Here is a 20012-nt window from a genome sequence, read left to right as displayed (position 1 = left end):
GCAACGCCTCGGTCTACGGGCGTGGCGAGACGTACATGTTCGGCTCGGCCAACGGCCTGCAACTGTCGATCTATAACAAGACCCTCCAGGCTCGGGCCACCGACAAGCTCGACTATTGGGAAAGCGTGTGGGCGACCCTGAACGGGGATCCGTTCGGCGATGGCGACCCGGCCTATAACCCCCTGGAAACGGTGTGGCGGATCGAGTTTCGCTATCACCACTCCATCGTCCAGCAGTTCTCCGAAGGCTCACGTATGGCCTCGGGAGAGGTCATCGGCTGCCGCACCTACGAGGGCCTTTGCCCGCACCTACAGGGGCTGTGGAACTATGCCTGCGAGGCATTCCGTGTGCTCTCTCGGGAGGGCATGTATGACGCCTTCTGGAGCCTGATCAGCCAGGATGCTCGCGTCCAAGTCGAGTGCGATCCGCTGATTGAGCGCACCGAGTATCGGCGCTATTACAAGACTGCCAAGGGTTTCAGTGGACGTAACTGCGAGATGTTTCTCGGCCAGTTCGTGAGCCTGATCGCGCGGGAGCGTGTCCCGGCAAAAAAGGCTATTGAGTCCGCCCGCAAATTGGAGTTCTGGCACGTTATCGAAGACCACTATCTCGCCAAGGGTTGGACTCGTCGCGATCTGGAAAGGCATATACACAAGCTCATGTGTGATCGCTATCTGCGCAAGGGATATGCGATATGACGGTACGCAAGGACGGCAAGACGTGGACGGCTGACTTCTATGAGAATGGTCGTTCCGGGCGCAGGATTCGCAAGAAAGGCTTCGCCACCAAGTCTGCCGCGATTCGCTATGAGCAGGATTTTTTTGCCGTGAAGGGCGAGACGGGCCGACCGCTGGATGACCGTCTCTCCGATCTGGTGAAGGTCTGGTATGACCTCCATGGCTGCACCTTGAAGGACGGCAAGCAACGCTTGGCGCGCTGCGAGGCGCTGGCGAAGCGGTTAGGGAACCCTCTGGCATTCGAGTTCGATTCGTTGGCGTGGGCACGCTACCGGCAACGTCGCTTGACCGAGGTGAAGCCTGAGACGGTCAATCACGAGCAACGCTACTTGTCGGCGGTCTTCTCTGAACTGATTCGCCTGGGCTCCTGGCACAAGGAAAACCCGCTGGGCAAGGTCCGGCAAATCAAGACGGATCAGGTCGAACTGACGTTTCTGTCCCTGGATCAGGTCGCTCGATTGTTGGAAGAGTGCAAGGCCAGCACGAACAACCATACCTATCCGGTCGCGCTGTTGTGTCTCGCCACGGGAGCCCGCTGGGAAGAGGCGGAAAGCCTGACACGGGGCGCTGTGCATGGCGGCAAGGTGCACTATCACCGGATCAAGAATCGGCAGAGCCGATCAGTGCCGATCCCGGACGAGTTGGAGAGGTTGATATTCAAGGTGGGCATGCCTGGATCTGGCCGCCTGTTCATGTCTTGCCGCGCCGCGTTCCGCTGCGCCTATCAGCGTTGCGGGTTCCAGACGCCGGGCCAGATGACCCACATTCTCCGCCATACCTTCGCCAGCCACTACATGATGGGGGGAGGGGACATCCTGACCCTACAGCGGATCCTCGGGCATTCGTCGATCACCATGACTATGCGGTATGCGCACCTATCGCCGGAGCATTTGGCCTCGGCTATGAGCCTGTCCCCGCTGTATCAGATAAAGCACTTCGCTAGTCAGGTACACCAGTAGAAGCCTTTTCAGGCTGGTCCAGGGAGCTATCAATACGGTTGAGGAGGTTTCGCTCCTGAACGACCCAAATCTTCGGAGCGGCATAACCCACAACGAAGGATAGAGCCCATATCTTTGCAAAAACTGCTGGTGTCTCTTGTAGCGCTCCAACGAAGTACAGCCCAACAACGAAACCCAATACGCCCCCAACGAAAAGTCGCAAGAATAGCCACGCTGAGCGCATTTCTTGTAGCTGGGGAGAGGCGGACTTCATTTCACCTTCCTTACGAGGAAGACTATTCAGGTTGTAGTTTGCGATGATTGTCTGAGCCAGACTGCCGAATATGGCGCCGATAGTGCAGGCAATGGGAAGAAGTACATCAAAGTTAGAAAAGCCGAGTTCGCTGAACATGTCCCTTGTCTCTACTGGCTGATGACCGAAGGGTAGGGCAGAGGCAGGGGTGAGGGAAGAGGTAGACACGCTGTAGTCACTTTGTAGTCACCACAGGCAAAAGAAAAGGGGTTAGCTTGCGCTAACCCCTTGAAAAATATGGTGGCTACACCGGGACTTGAACCTGGGACATCAGCATTATGAATGCTGCGCTCTAACCGACTGAGCTATGTAGCCGAGTGGCGCGCATTTTCCGTATCTTGGGCGGGGCTGTCAACCCCTGGGCCTAGATAATTTTCTGATCTTTCAATCGTTTAGACGGAAGGGGGCGGATCGCCGGAGAGAGGGCGATGGGGAGGGGCAGGAACGAAAAGCCCCGGCGCTTGGCCGGGGCTTTCCTGGGACGGGAAGGGGATTACACGTTTAAACGTTGATCGGTCGGCAAAGGTCCATGAGCACTGAGTTTCGCGGGGAAAGCGCGCCATGGCCCTCGCGGGAATCGCTGGAAGTACCCCCAGTTGTACCCCAAGGGGGTGTCAGGATCATAGATCAGCCCGGATGACGATGCCAGCATAGCGCGCTCTGGCTTCGCGGCCTGCGGCCTTGACCAAGAGGCGCTGCCTCTTGGAACTCCGTTCTCGCCGAAGGGCAAGGGTGCAGGGGATAGAGCATCCCTGCACCCTGCCGAAAGGCTGCTGCGCTGCATGGGCGTCAATGGTGCGCTGCACCGGGTGCTCACCCGTTCGGTGCTCGCCTGCGGCTGCGCTCCGCTGCGGCTTGCGCGCCCGCCATTGACCCCCACTACGCGCGAACACGGCCCCAATGCCGAGTCGCTTTTCCAGATGCCGCCAGATCAGCCTTGCACGCAAGCTGCCTGTGCAGGAGTGGCATGGCTACCATGCCGCCTCTGCACAGGCAGCCGACAAGGCCGAAGGCCGCGTCAGTGCCGTAGGCAGGAGATATGTACGCATCTGCCGCAGCGCCCTTACCCATTGCACGGCTTGGATGCCAGGAGATGGGCCGTCACTGCACGCCGCAGTGACGGCCCTGCCCACACCGCCAACAATATGGGCGAAAGCCAGATCCTATTGCATGCGGCATACATGATGATGCCCGCCCTACACTGACCGGGCAGTTGCCAAGACCGATGGGCTTCGTACATCGGCACCCCAACAGCACAGGTTCCTGCAAGTGCTGGCCCATCAGGGCGGAACCCACCCAGGTATGCCCAGGCTCCTGCTGCATACCGGCCCCTATCCATGGGGCGGAGCCTTCTTCATCGGCCCGCATTCATCCCTTCCCGCGCCCTCGGCGCACTGTCCCTAGCAGCCATGGCCTGTGCGCAATGCACAGATCGCCGCCGCTTTCCTTACCCCACTCACTTCACCGGAGGACTCATCGACGCTTACAGCCTGTTCATCCCGCACGACCTCCGTCCGGCCTTCCAGCAGGAAGCAAGACGGACGCCTCATCCGAGGCTCTGGTGTTTCCTGAACACCATGCCCTTGCCCTCACGGGATCTCGCCTAGCGAGCTGGCACCAACACTAACCATTGAGTTTCAGGACAACGCAGCACCGACGGCGCTTTCTGGGAGATCGGGAGATGGATGACTTGACCTATACCCTGCGGCAGCTTTGCCAGCGCAACCGCGACGGCAGCCACAACACACAGGCCGACCGCATGCGTTCGCTGGCCCTGGCTGCGCGGCAATTGCGCGAGGCCGGTTTTCGGCAGATGAAGGCATCGTCGCTCAAGGGCAAGCACGTCCAGGCGCTGCTGGATCGCTGGCAAGGCGAAGGCCTGTCGTCCGGCACCCTCAAGAACCGGCTTTCCCATCTGCGCTGGTGGGCCGAGAAGATCGGCAAGTCTGGCATCCTGCCGGCGGACAACACGCAGCTTGGCGTGTCGGAGCGCCGCTATGTGACCAACGTCAGCAAGGCCCGGGAACTGGGATCGGGGCTTGACCTAGTCACCGATGCCCACGTGCGCATGAGCCTTAAGCTACAGGCCGTCTTCGGGTTGCGTCGGGAAGAGGCGATCAAGTTCCAGCCCAGTTATGCCGACCGTGGCGATCATCTCGCCCTGAAAGGCTCGTGGACGAAAGGAGGGCGAGAGCGAACCGTGCCGATCACGACGCCAGAACAACGCGAGGTGCTGCAGGCGGCGCACCATCTGGCGGGGGCCGGGTCATTGATCCCCGCCCACAAAACCTACATCCAGCAGCGTCATGTCTACGATGGCCAATGCAAGACGGCGGGGCTGAGCCACATGCACGGGCTACGTCATCAGTACGCCCAGAGCCGCTATGAGACTCTGACGGGGTGGCCGGCGCCAGCGGCAGGTGGACCGTCAGTCAAGGGACTGAGTCCAGCGCAGCGCGTAGAAGACAGCCGTGCTCGCCAGACCATCAGTCGTGAATTGGGACACGAGCGGGTTCAAATCACCGCCATCTATCTCGGCAGTTAGCGCAGGTAGTCCAGGGAGTACCTAGCCTACAACCGGAGCCAGCCCACGGGTTTAGTCTGCTGACCCAACAAACGTATTTAGTTCCGGCAAGCGCAGCTCGCCGCGCTCGATCATGGATACCAGCTCCTCAACGCTTGCTTCGGCCTTGGCCATGTCTCCTCCCTCGATCAGGCACCGAGCAGGAAGCGCTCGCGGTGCCACTGCAAATAATGCCGGTGTTCGCTGGCCAGCCAGCGCAGCGTCATGCCTAGGTGGATGCCAAGGCCGTGCAGATCGTCCGGGGATAGGCGGGCGCTGGTCAGCAGATGCCCGGCATCGTCAAAGCTGATTAGAAAACGATCGAACAGCGCATCGAGGTTGGCCACCAGCAGAAAGCCGTTGAAGGCATCCAGCCGTTCGGCATCGTCTGTGCATTCCGCCCAGGGCTTGGCATGACTGGCGCGAAGCACCTCGGTCACGGTGACACCAGTTACCGCACAGGCACCGCCCCAGTAGTTCAGCAAGGCATCGCGATAACGATCCTGCCCCACGCGCTGGCGCACCAGACGTTCGACCTCTGTGCCCCGGTTTTCGGCAGGCAAGTCCGCCAGTACCTGCGCGACGGCTGTGTGGTAATCCCGCACAGCCTGATTTGGCAGCGCCTGCGACAGGCTGGCCGCACGGCGCAGCAATGTCGCCAGATCAGCCAGGGTGGGCACGCGGAATACACCATCGGCTCCTGCCCAGAGCTTGAAGCTGCGCAACAACTCCGGCACCAGCGCAGGCGAGGCGGGCTGGAGCCGCACCTCTAAATCACCGGCCAATGGCGTCACCACCGCATAGCTCCGGTGGCGCGCAGAGGCCAGCGTCACGGCATCGCCAACCGCTGGCAGCACATGTTCGAAGCCGTTGTCATGGCCGGTTTTCTCGATAAGCGCACGCTGTAGGGGATTCATGTGTTGAACCCTTGGCGCAATCCGGGGAAGTTCATGCTTGGCCCACCCTTTATAAGTCTCGTTTCAAGAGACGTTCGGAGGCAGGGGAACCGCGCAGTTGTACAGCGATCCAGGGCGCCTGTGCGTATTCCTGCGGAGGCGGGGTGGTCGTCGTCACGATGTACTGAAACAGGGGGGCTGACCCGAACTCTTCCAGCTCATGCACAAGATGAAACAGGCTGTGATACAGGGCGAGCCCCAGATCGGCTTCACGTGGGCTGTCATGAAGCAAGAAAGCCGGGAGCCTCGTGTCACCTTCGATGCTCATGCACAGGGTCGCTAGATCGAAGGCCACAACTTTCAGCGAGTCGATGGCCGATGTCGAGCGATCCCCGCCCATTTGTACAACCAGGCTCAGCCCGTTTCCGGTCAATCGGATTTCGCCACTGGCTTCAGGTCCGACCAGGCGCCGGATGATCGGGTCGAATTTCTGAGCAAGCTTCGAGAAAGCCGTTGCATTCTGACTTTGCAACGCCCCGATTCTCTCCCGAGCTTGCTCAATGTCGGTTTGATGCCTGTCGAGGCGGACTTCAGCAGATTGCTGCTGTTCGAGAAGCGAGGCCAGCCGCTCGACATCGTCCACGGCTTTGCGTGCGACATACCACGCCCCATCGCGCTGCTCGCGAAGCTTCAGCAGGTTCCGATAGTGCTGCTCTTTACGCGTTGCATCCTGTTTTGCCAGCGCCAGCTCCGGCCGCAATTGCTTCAGTAGGGAGTTGGCTGATTCGAGACGATCCTGTTCATCGTTGAGCACTTTTTTACCGTTCTCCAACCTGGCCTTGCATGCCTCCAGATCTGGAACCTTATGTGACAACCCGCATTGGCTCGCCAGCACGCGGTCAATGGGCACCTCGCAGATGGGACAAGGATAATTCTCTGCCTCCTTGAGCGAGTAGGCCAATGCCGGATATTCGCCCTTGATCGCAGATATCGCGCGCTCGATGGCTGGTATCACAGCCTCTTGTCTTCCTATATCGGCCTGGACTCTTGCCACTTCCGCTTGGGCGCTTTCGTGCGCCTGCCGAACGGAATCAAGGTCCGAGGTTGCGCCCGCACCGTCGGACTTGGTTTCTGCTGCCAAGCGCTCCTGCGCCGCCCGACGCAGGATTTCGACACCCAGAGTGCCTTGCGAAAGCTCATCGTCCGTAACGCCAAGCACTTCCAGAAGCTGCTTTCTAAGCTTGCGAATTTCCCAGGCGCGATGGCCTATTTCCTGCTCTTGGCTACGGCTCGACTCGCTCATGGCCGCGATGTCGATGCGGAGCGTTTGCTCGGATGGGTCGATGGCATTCAATAGGGCTCGCAGTGTCTCCAGTCTCTCGGTTCGGTTCAGCCCTCGCGCCGGCGATTCCGAGTCGGATAGCGAGGATCGCCATTCAAGAACATGGTCGAATCGGCATTCCTGATCCCTGCTCAACAGCGCCAAGGCAATCTGCCAGGCCTGATGCCCTTGCTTCTTGCCAGCGATCAGGTCCCTGACGCCTGGCGTCAGCAGATTATCTTCGATGGAGTTCAGCAGCGGAGACAGGCCCGTGGTCGGCATTTCGCTGAGAATAAGCTCATCAAGATTGCCATTCGGTACGGCGAAATGCCGTCGCCGGATGCCCAATGGTCGAAGAACGGCCCAGCAGGTGCCATCCAGCACGACCTCCATTCCAACCCATCCGTTGGGAAACGCCGAACCGATTCCGTCCCGCTGATCTTCGGGAGCAAACTTGTCCTCGCCCAGGCAATAGCGCAGTAGCCTGCAGAACAAGGTCTTGCCGCCGCCATGACCGATACCGTTGTCGTCTGGCGTCCAGACGATATTCAGGCCTGGACGTAATGGGACGTCCCGCAAGGGCTGCTCTCCAGGCTTTTCCCATATCACCAGCCGCTTCACCCATAAACGCGGCTCATGCATATGTGCTGGTGGAGTGAGGCATAGCTTTTGTTGAAACATGTCAGGTTGCGGTTTCAATCCATCCCCCTATCTCATCAGGCAACTCGCGAATGACACGATCAAAGCTCTGCCCTCGTGCATGCAGGAAAGCAAGAATCATCTGGGCGCGCCCTTCGGCCCATTCGGCAGCAGGCATATCCAGTTCGGCACCTTTTGCCCAAGTTCCTGCCCCCAGATCTTCAACCAGGTAGCCACTGCTTCGCAGGAAGCGCACAGCTCTGCCCCAAGCCTGATTTGCACGCGGTATGAAGCTCAACACCGCCCCGGATAGCGGCGTGGCTTCTTCGCCAATCAGGCGTTGCCAATCCAGTGCATCCTGCGCGTCCAGCATAGGCGTCATCAGCCTGGGCTCCAGCGCCAAGACGGCGGCGAGACGTACATGGTGCACCGGCCATGGGGCATCCACCGCCTTCAGTAAGGCGGCCAGGACAAGCCCCGTCTCCGCAGCTTCATCCTGTTGCGGCCGTGCCCAGAATCCATCAGTCAAGGACGCTCGATTCGCAGTCCGACGAACCAATACGTGCCCTGCCTGGAGATCTCGCTTAAAGGCTTCGAGCACCAGCTTCTGGGTGCGGTACTCGCCGAACTCCCGCAGCTCCTTGTTCTTGAGTACGCGGAAGGTTTCGCTGGGGTAGTCTTCGCCAAGCACATCGGCGGGGTCGAGTATGTAGCGCAGTTCTTCCTCGGTGAGGCCATAGAGTTTGGCGTAGTAGGCGTCGAGTTCGGCGCGCAGAATGGCGCGACGGTCGAGGTCGAAGGCGAAGGGTGGGCCGTCGTAGCCCAAGTCCTGCGCCCAACCGGCTAGATCGTGGGCGGTGTAGGTCAGTTCCAGCACGCGCGGGACGATGAAGGCGAGATCGGCTTCGGTGTAGCGATCTGGCGGAAGATTCACGATCTGTTTTTTGACGTGGTACTTCAGATGCGTGCCGCCTATTTTTTGCCGGGCAACAAAGTCATGTACCAATGAGCATTGATCCGCCAGTAGACATGCCCTGCGAGCACCATGCTTGGTGTCTGGAAACATTAGGAGCAACGTATCCCCTGCCCCCACCAACGGCACCACCGACGCAATTACTGTTCGCTCATCAGTCGCCCGGCAAATATCCCGCCAGCCCATCAACCAGATGTGTTGCCAATCTTTGTCGTTCAGCCGTGCTTCCACTTCGCTGCGATTGACCCAGTAGCGCGGGGTGACAGTGAAGTCAGGCGAAGCCTTTTCGGTGGCAGTGACATCACGGCTGTTGCCATCCACCGTGTAGGTGGCCCAGCGGTGATCGAACTGATGGATGAGTTTGGCTTCATACAGCGGCAGGCGATCGGGGGCGGGTTCGTTTTTGAACAAGTGGCTCGCGCTGGTCATGTTGAACAACCCTTGCGAGAACGTAATGTTCCACGGGTTCTCCTCGGGGTGAATGATTCGACTCCCTGCCGTAATGGCTTCCCGGATCAAGATGGGGGCGGCACGGTAGAGCTTCTTTGTCAGCTCTGCATCGCGCTCGCTGCGGAACACTGGACAGGTGAGCGTATTGGGGTTGATGAGACTGAAATCTTCAGGTGCCAAGGTAAAACGGCGACGCGGGTCGGCCAGTTGGCTGACTTGCGTGGCAAAACAGACGAACTCGGCTTGTTCTGCCGCACCCAGAGTCAGCAGGCAGAACTTCATACGGCTATCCACAGCCGGGAACAGCTTGTCGCGGTTCTCGATGTCGTAGAGGCTGACCAGCCGTCGGTTCTGGGTGATGTGGCCGAAATAGGCCTTGGTGCTGTCGTCAGTGGCGATACCGGTGGGCACGATAAAGCCGGCGCGGCCACTTTCGGCCTGGATCTGCAGAATGGTTTCGGCAAACAAGGGGTAGGTATTGAGCTTACCGATAGCTGTCAGTGGAAAGCGTCCCGATTCCCGGTAAAAGTTGTTGGTGGCGCCAATCCGTTGGCTTTCTTTTACAAACTCATCCCACAAACGTGGATCGGTTTCAGGCAACGCGGCAATGGCTTTCTTTCGCGTATCGCCAGCTAATTCCGCGATGTGAGGTGCTCGGGTAGCGAAGAATTCTTCCTCGCCCATTTGTGACACTTCCCACGGCGGGTTGGCCAGCACGCAGTCGAATCCTCCCTGCGCAAACACCTGCGGAAAGGCCAGCGGCCAGTGCAGCACGCGGGCCTCTGCGCAGATCTGTCGGGCGGCCGCCAGGGCGGGCTGCAGGTCGGCAGGCAGGGCATTGCCCAGCAGGGTCAGGTAGAGCGTGGCCGTGGTGGGGATGGCCAGGGCATTGTCTTCGGTTTTGGGCAGCAGGTAGGCCCCCAGCAGCAGATCGGCGGCCTGGGCCAGCCTGCCGGTGCGGGCGCTGTGCAGGTAGTGCTCGTAGGCTTGCGCCTTGGCGGCGATCTGTTCGGTGTTGTCTTCGGGCAGAGCCTCCAGCGCGCGTAACGCGGCGAGGCCGTTGTCGTGTCGCTGCACCAGCTCGGTCTGGCCGAAAGCGTGCGCGGTGCGCTTTTTCTCCAGGTTTTTGAGCGCGGCGGCATTGGTTTTGGCTAATGCCTTGCACACATCCTTGTCGTCGCCGCTGAGGGGCTTGAAGGCATCCTTGGCGATGCCTTGCTCCAACACTTGCAGGTCGGTCAGGCCGAGCAGGGCGTCGCCGACTTGCAGGTGGTGATCGAGAAAACCCAGCGGTCGGCCTTCTTCAAAACCTTCCAGCCACAGGGCCATGCGCGCCAGTTCGATGGCCATGGGGTTGCGGTCCACGCCGTAGATGCAGTGGGTCACGACCTCGCGCAGGGCATGGCGGTAGTCCTGCGGCTGGATGGCGCCTTCCTGCCCGCCTTCGAGGCTGCGCAACTGGGCCAGTTTTTCCGCCAGACGGCGGGCGGCGGCGAGCAGGAAGTGGCCGCTGCCGCAGGCCGGGTCGATGACGCGGATGGCCAGCAGCGCCGCGGTGGGGTTGGCCGGGTTGGCGGCCAGGCGCTGTTCGATGACCGGTTCCAGCGCGCTCTTGATCAGCGCCTGCACCAAGCTGTCGGGGGTGTAGTAGCTGCCGGTGAGCTTGCGGGCGTTGCCGGCGGTGCTGCCCTCCTCGGTGCGGCCGACAAAGCCAAACGTGCGGGCTGGCAGGTCGATGCTAGGCACCAGTTCCAGCAGGCTTTCATAGACGCTGCCGAGTTCCTCCGGCCCCATGTTGCGGTAATCCACCGGGGTCAGGCTGCTGCCTTTGCCCTGTGTGACTACGGCCCAGCGTAGGTGTTGCAGGGCTGCGAGCAGGTGAGCGTTATCCAGGCTGGCGATATCCAGATGGGGGCATTGCTCGGGGGCGAACAGGCCGCCCAATGCAGGCAGTGCCAGGCGTGACTCGCCCTGGGCCAGGCCACGAAAGACGATGCGGATGGCCTGCCATTGATCGTCGTGCCGGGTACGGGCGCGGCGCTTGAGGCAGAAATCGCGCAGGCGGGCCAGGGCGTAGCCTTCGGCATAGGCACGGCGGGCGGCCAGGGCATCCGGACTATCCTCCTGCGGATGCAGCACGCCGCGCTCCTCCACGGTAAAGACGAAGATTAGCCGGTAGATCAGGCGCAGCAGTTGCTGGAAGTAGGCGTCCTTGCTGAGCGAGCCATTGTCCAGGGCGGTGCGCAGGGTGTGGTTGGCGGGGTGTTGCAGGAAGCCCGTGCCGAAGGTCAGCAGGGCTTGTTCGACGCCGTTGCGCAGGCCATCGCGCACGCGGGTGCCCTCGATCTGGCCTTCGTTACGCCATTGTTCCCAGATGCAGGTGCCCTCACCCCCTGCCCCTCTCCCGGATGGAGAGGGGAGTAGTGGGGCGCGGCTGGCGTGCAGCAGGCGCCAGACGTTGGCAAATTCGGCATAGCGCTGGCCGCCGAGCAGGTCGGCCAGATCCACTTCGAGAAAGCTGGGACGGGTGAGCGAGGCGGCGTCGCGCAGCAGGCGCAGTTGTTTACCGTTGCTGACGATGCCCCATTGCAACGGTTCGCTGGCGTTGAGCAGTTCCTGCATGGCCTGGAACGGCGCTTTCTTGCGGTTGCCGCTGCCCTGCACGGCAAACTGCGCGTCGGCATCGTCCAGCCTCAGGGTGTGCGGGGCGACCAGCACGGGGAAGTGGTCGGCCATAAGGCTGACCGGGTAGCGCAGTTCGCCTACCTGCTGCGCTTGCGCAGGATGTAGGGCGGTGTAGCCGAAAGCGTGACGCAGCAGTTCGTCAATGAAAGCGGTGGTGAGCTGCGTGGCATCGAGGTCGGCGCGTTCCATCTGCGCGGCGAAGTGCTGCCACTGGGCGCAGGCGATCTGGAAGGCGCGGCTGTATTCGTCCTTGAGCTTGACGCCCTTGGGGATGAGGTAATCGGCCTCAAGCTGTGCGCTGGCGCGGCCATGGGCGGCCTTTTCCAGTTGGTCGGGCAGGAACAGCCCACCTTCGAGTTTTAGGGTAGGCAGGTTCAGCGTGGCCTGGATTTTGCGAGTGCGTTTCATGGTTGTTCTTCTCTAGGCCCAGGCTTATAGCGAGTCAGGCAGCAGCACGTACACACCCATCACATCGACGGGCAGGCAGGGGCTGACGCTGTATTGGCCTACGTCGCGGGTGGCCTCGCGCACACGTTGGTGGTCGGCCAGCAGGGCATCGGCCCGCTGCTGGGCCAGCGCTTGCAGTTGCTGAGGGTGCGCAGCGAGGAAGTCGAGCGCGATGCGTACTTCGCGTTGCACGGCTTCCGTAGGCAAGTTGCCGCTGGGCGTGCATTCGAGCAGGCGGCTCACGCTGTCATCGGCCAGCCACTGCGGAGCGTTGCGGCCCTGCACGGCCAGGGCCACGGTTTCCTCGGCCATCATCTGGAAGGGTTCGCGGCGGCGCACGTAGCTGAGCTGGTGGCGCAGACGCAGCAGATAGAGGGTGGTGACGACTTCGACGTCTTCAGTCAGGGTGGCGGCGCAGCGGGCAGCCAGTGGATTTTCGCCCCCGAGCGCACCTTCCAGCAGGTGCTGGGCCAGCAGGCCCACCAGTGGGTGACTGCGGTGCAGTTCACTGAAGTCGATGGACAGGGGGGCGGTGATGCCTTCATCGGCCAGGCGTTGGCGCAGGGCTTCGGGCAGGTGCTGCGGCAGGAAGCGTGCGGTCTGCTTGCGGCCAGCTTCCAGCGGCGCGCCCAGACGCACGCAGGCACTTTGCAGGAAGCGCTGCACGTCGGCCTGGGTGCCCAGGGCTTGTTGCTGTTTGTGCCACTCGGGCAACACTTCGTCGGGTTTGATGCGGCGCTGAGCGAACACGGTGCGGTTGGCCTTGGCTTTTTCCAGGGCGTCTTGCCATTGCGCTTGCAGTGGCTGTAGTTCGACGTTGGCTTCGGCAAATAGATCAGGCGTGTAGGGTGCTGCCATTCGCTCACGGCCCATCAGGGCGGCCTTGACTAGCGCCTGATTGATGCGGGCCTCGTCTTCGGGTAGCGGAACCAGCACGCCCAGCTCCTTCTGGATGGCTTCGCCCTTCTTGAGGATGACGTTGAGCACGAAGCCATCCACCGGGTTGTCCTGGCCGTAGAGCATGGTGCAGCGCACCTCTTCGGCATGCTGGCCGAAACGATCGACACGGCCTTCGCGTTGCTCGTGACGGGTAGGGTTCCAGGCCAGGTCGTAGTGGACGACGGCGGTGAACAGGTGCTGCAGGTTGATGCCTTCGGAGAGGCAGTCGGTGGCGACCAGGATGCGCTGCTCGGCATCTTCCATATCATCCACACGCTCGCGGCGTTCTTCGGGCGTGAGCTCGCCGGTCACGGCCTCGATGGAGGCCTTGGGAAAGGCGGCCTTGAGATGCTCGGCTACGTAATGGGCGGTGGCGACGTAGCGACAGAACACCACGGGGTGGTAACCGTCTTTTACCAGCGGGCCGATATGCTGAATGAGTGCGGCCAGCTTGGGATCGCCGGCCTTGCCGGACAGACGTTGCGCTTCAGCGATCAGGGTTTGCAGGCGCGGCGCGGCGTCCTGCACTTGGGCGGGCGGCTCCAAATCGTTGCTGGAGAGGTCGTCAGCCTCGCCGTCGTGCAGGCGTTCGTCGCCAAGGAGGTTGTCGTCGGGCTGCGTGCCTTCCAGCCGTGTGGTCAGGGCTTTGACCGCGGCGGCGGGAGACGAGGCCACGCAGCGAAGCAACGCGAGGGTGGCGTACCAGATGAGGCGGGCGCCGCCCTGCTGTTGCTGCTGTTCGATGGTTTCGGCCAGTTCGCGGCAGTAATCCTGCACCGCGTCGAAGAACGCGCCCCATTCGCCGCTGAGCTGATAGGTAAGCTCGGTTTTCATGCGGCGGGGAAAACCGCGTCCGTCGTTGGTTTCGGCCTGCCATTCGGCGATGTCCTTGCGGCGGCGCTGGACGAAGTGGCGGGCCAGTTCCTGGCGCAACGGGTCGGCTGTGGTCATGCGGCCTTGCAAGGCGGCAAAGCGCGGGTCGAGCAGCGACAGCAGGTTGTAGAAGGCGGCTTCGTCGCCAGAGTGCGGCGTGGCGGTGAGCAGTATCAGGTGGCGTTGCTCATCTTTCGCCAAGCGTTGCAGCAGTTCGAAGCGCAGTTGCTTGCCTGCACCGCTACTGGTGCAGGTGTGGGCCTCGTCGACGATGATGCACTCAGGAGCGGCAGCCAGGAATTGTTCGCGGTGGCTCTCGCTCTTGATGTAATCCAGGCTGACGACGACCACGGGGTGGTAGTCGAACAGGCGCATACCATGCGGCAGCTCGCGCTCGATGCGGGGGGCGGAAGCTGAGGTCAACGCCACAGCCTGAAGGTTGAAGCGGGTTTCCAGCTCGCTTTGCCATTGTTCGACCAGGTGCGGCGGGCAGAGGATGGCCAGGCGGGCGATTTCGCCGCGATCCATCAGTTCGCGGGCGATCAGACCGGCCTCGATGGTCTTGCCGATACCCACGTCGTCGGCAATCAGCAAGCGCACGGTGGACAGGCGCAGCGCCATCAGCAGCGGCACGAGCTGGTAGCCGCGCGGCTCCACGGCAATATTGCCGAAGGAGCGGAACGGGCCGGCTCCGGCGCGCAGGGTCAGACGCAGGGCGTCGCGCAACAACAGTGCGGCGGCGTGGTTGCCTGCACGCACGGGGTCGGGCCAGGCAAAGGTGGCGGGCTCGACGGGGTGCAGTTCCAACTCGGGAACCAGGGCAATGCTTTCGTCATCAGCGCCACTCAATGGACGCAGGCGCAGCCAGTCGCGGCGAGAATCGCTTTGCACCACCCATTCGCGGCCACGGGCGCGCACCAGGTTGCCGGGCAGGAAGTCGTGTTCGAGGGTTGTCATGCGCCTTTATTCCTTGGAACCGAACACATCGGCGTGCGCGGCGAATTGTTGTGACCAGCGTGAAGCCTCCGAAAAATCGAGCACCTGCCAGCCTTTGTCCCGCAATACGCTGGTGGTCTCCTCATCCACCGTGGACAGGAATACCAGGGCACGAGATGCCTTGTATTGGGCGGCGGCGATGGCTGCGCCGTTGTTGACGGGCACGCTGAGTACATCAGGTTGTATTGCGCCTGCCTGCCGGAGCGCGGTCAGCCAGGCATCGAGCGGCTCGTCGCCTGACGCACCGGAGGCCGCAGCGGTCGGGCTGTCCATCGGGGGCTGCACCTGGGCGTTGGCCAGCGCCACCAGCAACTTGAGCACATCGGGGTTGCGGCGGTTGATGTGCTCGTGGTCGGGCTGGTTGAAGTAGGACAGCAGGCACTGGTAGCAGCCGGCTTCGCACTGATGATTGCCAAGTTCATCGCTGCGTTCCAGTGACGGCAGGTCTTCCAGAGCCCAGACGCCGTTAAGCGGGGCGCGATAGTGGATCAGTTGCAGGGCCTTGTCTGCCACAAGGGCCAGATCGGCGGGGTTGTTGGCCAGGCGGGTGAGGACGCCGGCACCGCCTTCGGCGGCTTCATAGAACAGCAGGGCGCGACGCTCGTCGGATTTCGGCAGAGGTTCGGCAACCAGTTCGGATTCCTCGATCTGGAAGGTCATTTCGATGCCGCGCTTGAGCGCTGCCTGCAGCGTGGCCATGGCCTCCAGCGATAACGCTTGCAGAGGCGCGAGGATCAACAAATTACGGTGGTCCTCGACGAAGGGAACAATGCGCTGATTGGGCACTTTCTCCATCAAGGCATCGTCGCTGCCCTTGTCGTCTTCCGCATCCGGTGCATCCTGCTTGCTCCAGGTACCGGTGATGGGGTTGATGTAGAAGCCCAGTTGCTCCTTGTCCTTGCGCCTGCGCCAGCCACGGTTGATACGCCAGATTTGTGCGGCGGGGGCATAGGTGAGTTCGCCCAGCAGTTCGCCGCTCTGCCGGATAACGGCTTTCTGCTGCTGAATCCGGCCATCGGGGCCGGGCAGGAAGCGGTAGGTGGTTTGCAGCTCGAAGCCCTGACGCTGGCGTTCCTCGTCGTTAATGGAGATGCGCTCGGTGGCTACGGTCTCCACGGTTTCGATGCGATAGAGTTCGCGCACCCAATCGTGCTCGGTCAGCAAGGCGTCGCAGTTTTCGCAACGGTTGACCAGTGGCTGTTCTCCTCCAGGTTCACCGAGATGACCGTAGCCGCACTGGCTGCATACCAGCGAGGCGATAGTGGCCAACTGGCTGTTGCCGGAAATGTGGTCGGTATTGCCGACGTTGAGCTTGGCGCGCACCACGCGGTACATACGGCCCTGGTGGTAGATGAGGCTGCGTGGGCCAAACTCGGACAGGGCCAGAAAGCGCGGCCGACTGACCATGCTGCCTTCGTCGTCCTTGCCATTGGCAGTCTGACCGCCCCGGGCGGGAATCCAGGCCATTAGCGGCAGACGCGGGAAGTTGTAGCCCGGCAGGAAGCCCTGGCTGGCCAGGTAGCGATAGGTGTAGAAGTCATTGTTCTGACCGTTGCCGGACTTGAGCAACACGGCGTACTGGCGCGCGGCATCGCCATAGCGGCGCTGGGCATTCTGTCGCTCCGTGTGCGAGGCTGTGTGGCTCTTGACGATACGGTCGGCCATGTCCATCTGCTGGCGGGTGGCATCGAACAGCACGCGCCAGCGCTCCAGTGCCCCGGAGAATGCCTGTGCGGCGTTGTCGATGACCTGGCGCACATAGTCTTGGGTGAACCAGGAGGTGCTTTCGAGCTCACCCGCGAGTTGGTCGATGACCCGTCTCGCACTGGCCAACGCTCGCTGCTGGACGGCAGGTGAGCGCAGCGCTTCGTGCAAGGGCTGTTTCAGTGGCTTGCCGGGCTGATCGAGATCCAGCATGGGCGCGATGCTGTCATCCAGCGGCACCTGGGTACTGGCCAGCCAGACTGCTTGCAGATGGCTGTCGATCAAATCGCGATTAGTCAGGTCGAGGGTCGGCGCGCGCACCACGCCGTGCACCATCTGCTCGGCATTGTGGAAGAACCACTGGTCATGCGGACTGAGCGCCGCGCAATAGGTGATGACCAGCGCTTGCTGGCCAGAGCGACCGGCTCGGCCGCTACGCTGGGCGTAGTTGGCGGGAGTCGGCGGCACGTTGCGCAGGTACACAGTGTTGAGCGCGGAGATGTCCACGCCCAGCTCCATGGTGGGCGAACAGAACATCACCGGCAGACGCTCCAGAGGCGCTTCGTGAGCCGGGTTCTGCGCCCAGTCCTGCCTATCCTTTTCGGTATAGCGGAAGCGCTGTTCCAGCAGTTGCCGGCGTGGCGCATCCACCTGGGCCGTGTGTTCCTGGGCCTCGAAGTCGAACAGTGGATGCGAGGGCTGTTGCAGCAGGTCGGCAATGCCGAGGTACAGGGCGCGGAAATACTGATTGATGCGGCTGCTGTCAGTTTGCGGCTGATCGGCAATCAGGCACCAGTCCAGGGCTGCTGCGTTCAAGCGCCAACCGGCGAGTTGGGCATCGATGGGGTGGCGCTGCACGTAGCCGTAGTGCTTGGCGCACTCCAGCATGGCTTCGATCAGCTCGGCCCATTCGGCATCCTTCCACTGCGCGACCTCGCTGGCGCAGGCGCTGTCGCGCCAGAAGGCGGCGGTCTTGATTTGCCGCAGCAGACGGGAGCGCGGGCCGCCCGTCACCAGATGCTCAGTACCCCCCTTTTTGTATTCCGGGCGCTTGCTGAGGATAAGGTAGCGACCGGTATCGAGCTTTTCGTCGGGGGCGAAGGCCCAGCGTTCATTCAGGTAGGTGTGGGCGTTGGTGCGTGCCTTGTCCTGCTCGACCGGATCGAGGTAACGACTTTCCAGGCACAGGTGGCGGCGCAGGGTGTCGAACAGCCGCTCGTACAGACCTGTCCGTTGCGCGGCCGTCAATCCGGCCAGGATGCTGTTGGCAGCAAAGATGCTGGTGTCCGCGCAGAAGGCATCCAGGTCGCGATAGCGAATCTGCAACAGGCCGAGCTGATCCAGATTCGGGTTGTTGAAACGCCAGCCGTGGCGCAAATCACGCAATAGACGGTAGGCGATGATGAAGCGCAAGGTGCGTTGCGCTTCCTGCCGGGCAAGCCCCATGAGCTTGGGGGTACGCAGATACTCCACCAGGGTCGCTTCATCGACTCCTTGAAAACCTAGGGCCTTGAATACGCTTTCGGCTAGGTGCTCTTCATCGAGTTGACCGCCGCTGCCCTGCAGGGCACCGACCAAGCCGGCGCGCAGCGTCAGCAGGAAAATAAAGTCGTTGAAATGTCCCGCCTGCAGAGCGGCATCCTGGCGGTTGTCGGTGAACCCGAGCAGCTTGCGCGGGTCAGGCTGGCCTGGCGACGGTTCGGGAAGCGTGAACAATTGCTGCAAGGCCGCCAGGGCAATCATGGTGGTGGCCGAGGAGCGGCCTTCGCCGGACAGGCTGGAGAGGCGGTTGGCATCCTTACCGTGGGCTTCGTGTGTCGTGCCGCAGTTCAGGCAGAAGCGGAACTTGCCGGGGATGAACCAGAACTCCGTCCCCGAGCCCGTTTGCCCTTTGGCATCGACAGTGACCATATAGGGAACGGCATTTTTATAAGCGGGCTTGACCTTGGGTTCGCTGCGACTGAGGTCGATCCAGGTTTCCGGCAAGTCTTCGAGCAGGCCGCCATATTGCTGCCCGGGCACCAGAGGGCACAAAAAGCCATAGCTGGCGTCGTCCTCTGCTGCGATGTCGTCGATTTCACGCGAGCTGAAGCTGACAGGTTGCTGTGAGTGCCAAACAGGCAGGTATTCCTGGCCGCAATCGCGGCAGAAGTGCGTGGGGTAAAGCAGCACATTTTCTTGCTGGCGCCCCGGTGCGAAACGCTGGGCATCGAGCGTGACATGACGCTTGCCGCGTGCTTCCAGGGTGGTGAGCACCTTGCCGGGACCGCTGATGAATTGGTGTAGCTTGAACGCGAACGGTGGCCTGCCCTGAGACGTGCGCACGTCATGGGCAGCCACGAGAAAACGCTGTAGCGCGGCTCGGGCAGCTTCAGGCTGGCAACCCGCGTCTTCGGCAAGATGTCGGCTTGCTTCTTCCAGCATCATGGGCCGTGCGCGGCGGGGAGGCTCGTCGGCCGGCAGTTCGATACCCAGGTTCAATTCCACCCAGATGGATAGCGGGTCGTTGCGGAAGGCGTCGAAGTCGGCCCAGATATCCTGCTCGCGCGTAATGGCCGCCGGTAGTTCAGCGCGGATGGCGTTGACCTCCTTGAGCGGGTTGGTGACTCGCTCCAAGGTCTCGCCGATGACATCCTGCTCGCTGATCTGGGTGCCAAAAAGCTTGCTGGCTACTTCGGCTACCACGCGGTTGCGGTCGGCCTGACTACCTGAACTGGACATGGTGGCCGAAGTGCCGATGCAGACCAGTTGCCCGGCCTTCAGACGTTCGCGCAGGCGGCGCACCAGCAAGGCAACGTCTGCACCCTGACGGCCACGATAGGTGTGGAGTTCGTCCAGCACCAGGAACTCAAGCCCCTCGCAGTGCTCCACCACACGCCGATCCACTTCGTCGAAACGCGTGAGGATGTACTCCAGCATCATGAAGTTGGTCAGCAGGATATCGGGCGGGTCATCCGCGATGGCACCGCGTTCCGCCTTGCTTTCCTGGCCGGTGTAGCGCTTCACGGTGAAGGGGCGAAGCTCTGGCGCATAGCCATGCAGAAACTTGTCGAGCTCTTCCAGTTGGCTGTTGGCCAGGGCGTTCATCGGGTAGATGACGATGGCCCTGGTGCGTGCTTTGCCGTCGGATTTCCTGGCCTTGAGAATGCGATCAATGATCGGGATGAAGAAGGACAGGGACTTCCCCGACCCCGTACCGGTCGTGACGACATAGCTTTGACGTCCCTGGCCTTTGGCCAAGGCTTCCATCTGATGTTTGTAAAGATGCAGAGGTTGTGGCGAACCTTCAGTTTTCCCGACCTGGAAAATGTCTGCGCAGGCAGAATCCAAGATGCCCTGCTCCACCAGTTGCTGCACGGTCCCCTGACGTTGGTAGTTCGGGTTGATCTGCACCAGCGGCTCAGGCCAGTAGCGGCCCTGCGCGTACTGATGTTCTACCTCGGCCTGGATATCGGGTGCGGCGATACGAACGAAACTGCGGGAAAAGCTACCATAGCGTTCGATGAGCTGGTCGCGGAATTGGAAAACGTTATCCATA

Annotated in this window: 8 protein-coding genes, 1 tRNA gene and 1 pseudogene; 3 read left to right on the top strand and 7 right to left on the bottom strand. The window is 61.7% G+C overall.

Annotated features, from left to right (window positions below):
* Both ACTJJX_RS27975 and ACTJJX_RS27970 read left to right on the top strand, forming a co-directional pair.
* A pseudogene (locus ACTJJX_RS27975) lies at positions 1–698 on the top strand (hypothetical protein); the annotation flags it as partial.
* Positions 695–1696, top strand: coding sequence for a phage integrase (locus tag ACTJJX_RS27970; protein ID WP_016852152.1), 1002 nt, complete (start codon positions 695–697; stop codon positions 1694–1696). The pseudogene ACTJJX_RS27975 and the gene ACTJJX_RS27970, both read left to right, overlap by 4 nt.
* Here the strand turns inward: ACTJJX_RS27970 and ACTJJX_RS27965 are convergent.
* Together ACTJJX_RS27965 and ACTJJX_RS27960 are read right to left on the bottom strand one after the other, a co-directional pair.
* Positions 1677–2087: a hypothetical protein gene (locus ACTJJX_RS27965; RefSeq protein WP_123789187.1), complete on the bottom strand. Its 411-nt coding sequence runs from the start codon at positions 2085–2087 to the stop codon at positions 1677–1679. The two genes, ACTJJX_RS27970 and ACTJJX_RS27965, sit on opposite strands and share 20 nt — an antisense overlap.
* 139 nt (positions 2088–2226) lie before the next feature.
* Positions 2227–2303: transfer RNA gene (locus ACTJJX_RS27960), tRNA-Met, on the bottom strand.
* A gap of 1366 nt (positions 2304–3669) precedes the next feature.
* On the opposite strand from ACTJJX_RS27960, the gene ACTJJX_RS27955 reads away from it, so the two are divergent.
* A complete protein-coding gene (locus ACTJJX_RS27955) occupies positions 3670–4533 on the top strand; it encodes an integrase domain-containing protein (protein WP_016852151.1) in 864 nt (287 codons plus the stop codon).
* Positions 4534–4700: 167 nt separating this feature from the next.
* On the opposite strand, the gene ACTJJX_RS27950 is transcribed toward ACTJJX_RS27955, so the two are convergent.
* The 5 genes from ACTJJX_RS27950 to ACTJJX_RS27930 are packed head-to-tail and all read right to left on the bottom strand — an operon-like array spanning position 4701 to position 20011.
* Positions 4701–5468 carry an HNH endonuclease gene (locus ACTJJX_RS27950; RefSeq protein WP_003161383.1) on the bottom strand — a complete coding sequence of 256 codons (768 nt, stop codon included), beginning with the start codon at positions 5466–5468 and terminating at the stop codon, positions 4701–4703.
* Between the two features lie 49 nt (positions 5469–5517).
* Positions 5518–7449, bottom strand: coding sequence for a hypothetical protein (locus tag ACTJJX_RS27945; RefSeq protein WP_003161384.1), 1932 nt, complete (start codon positions 7447–7449; stop codon positions 5518–5520).
* A 1-nt stretch (position 7450) separates the two neighbouring features.
* The gene (locus ACTJJX_RS27940; RefSeq protein ID WP_003161385.1) at positions 7451–11923 is read right to left on the bottom strand and encodes an Eco57I restriction-modification methylase domain-containing protein; all 4473 of its coding nucleotides are present in this window, start codon (positions 11921–11923) and stop codon (positions 7451–7453) included.
* Between the two features lie 24 nt (positions 11924–11947).
* Positions 11948–14731, bottom strand: a complete 2784-nt coding sequence (locus ACTJJX_RS27935; protein WP_003161386.1) for a helicase-related protein — start codon at positions 14729–14731, stop codon at positions 11948–11950.
* A 6-nt stretch (positions 14732–14737) separates the two neighbouring features.
* Positions 14738–20011, bottom strand: coding sequence for a DEAD/DEAH box helicase (locus ACTJJX_RS27930; RefSeq protein WP_003161387.1), 5274 nt, complete (start codon positions 20009–20011; stop codon positions 14738–14740).
* Between the last annotated feature and the right edge of the window lies 1 nt (position 20012).

The sequence above is a fragment of the Pseudomonas sp. 22490 genome, from assembly GCF_052044465.1.
In the GTDB taxonomy this organism is placed as follows: domain Bacteria; phylum Pseudomonadota; class Gammaproteobacteria; order Pseudomonadales; family Pseudomonadaceae; genus Pseudomonas; species Pseudomonas aeruginosa.
Note: the sequence above shows the minus strand (reverse complement) of the source record. Positions and strands in the feature narration are given on the sequence as shown.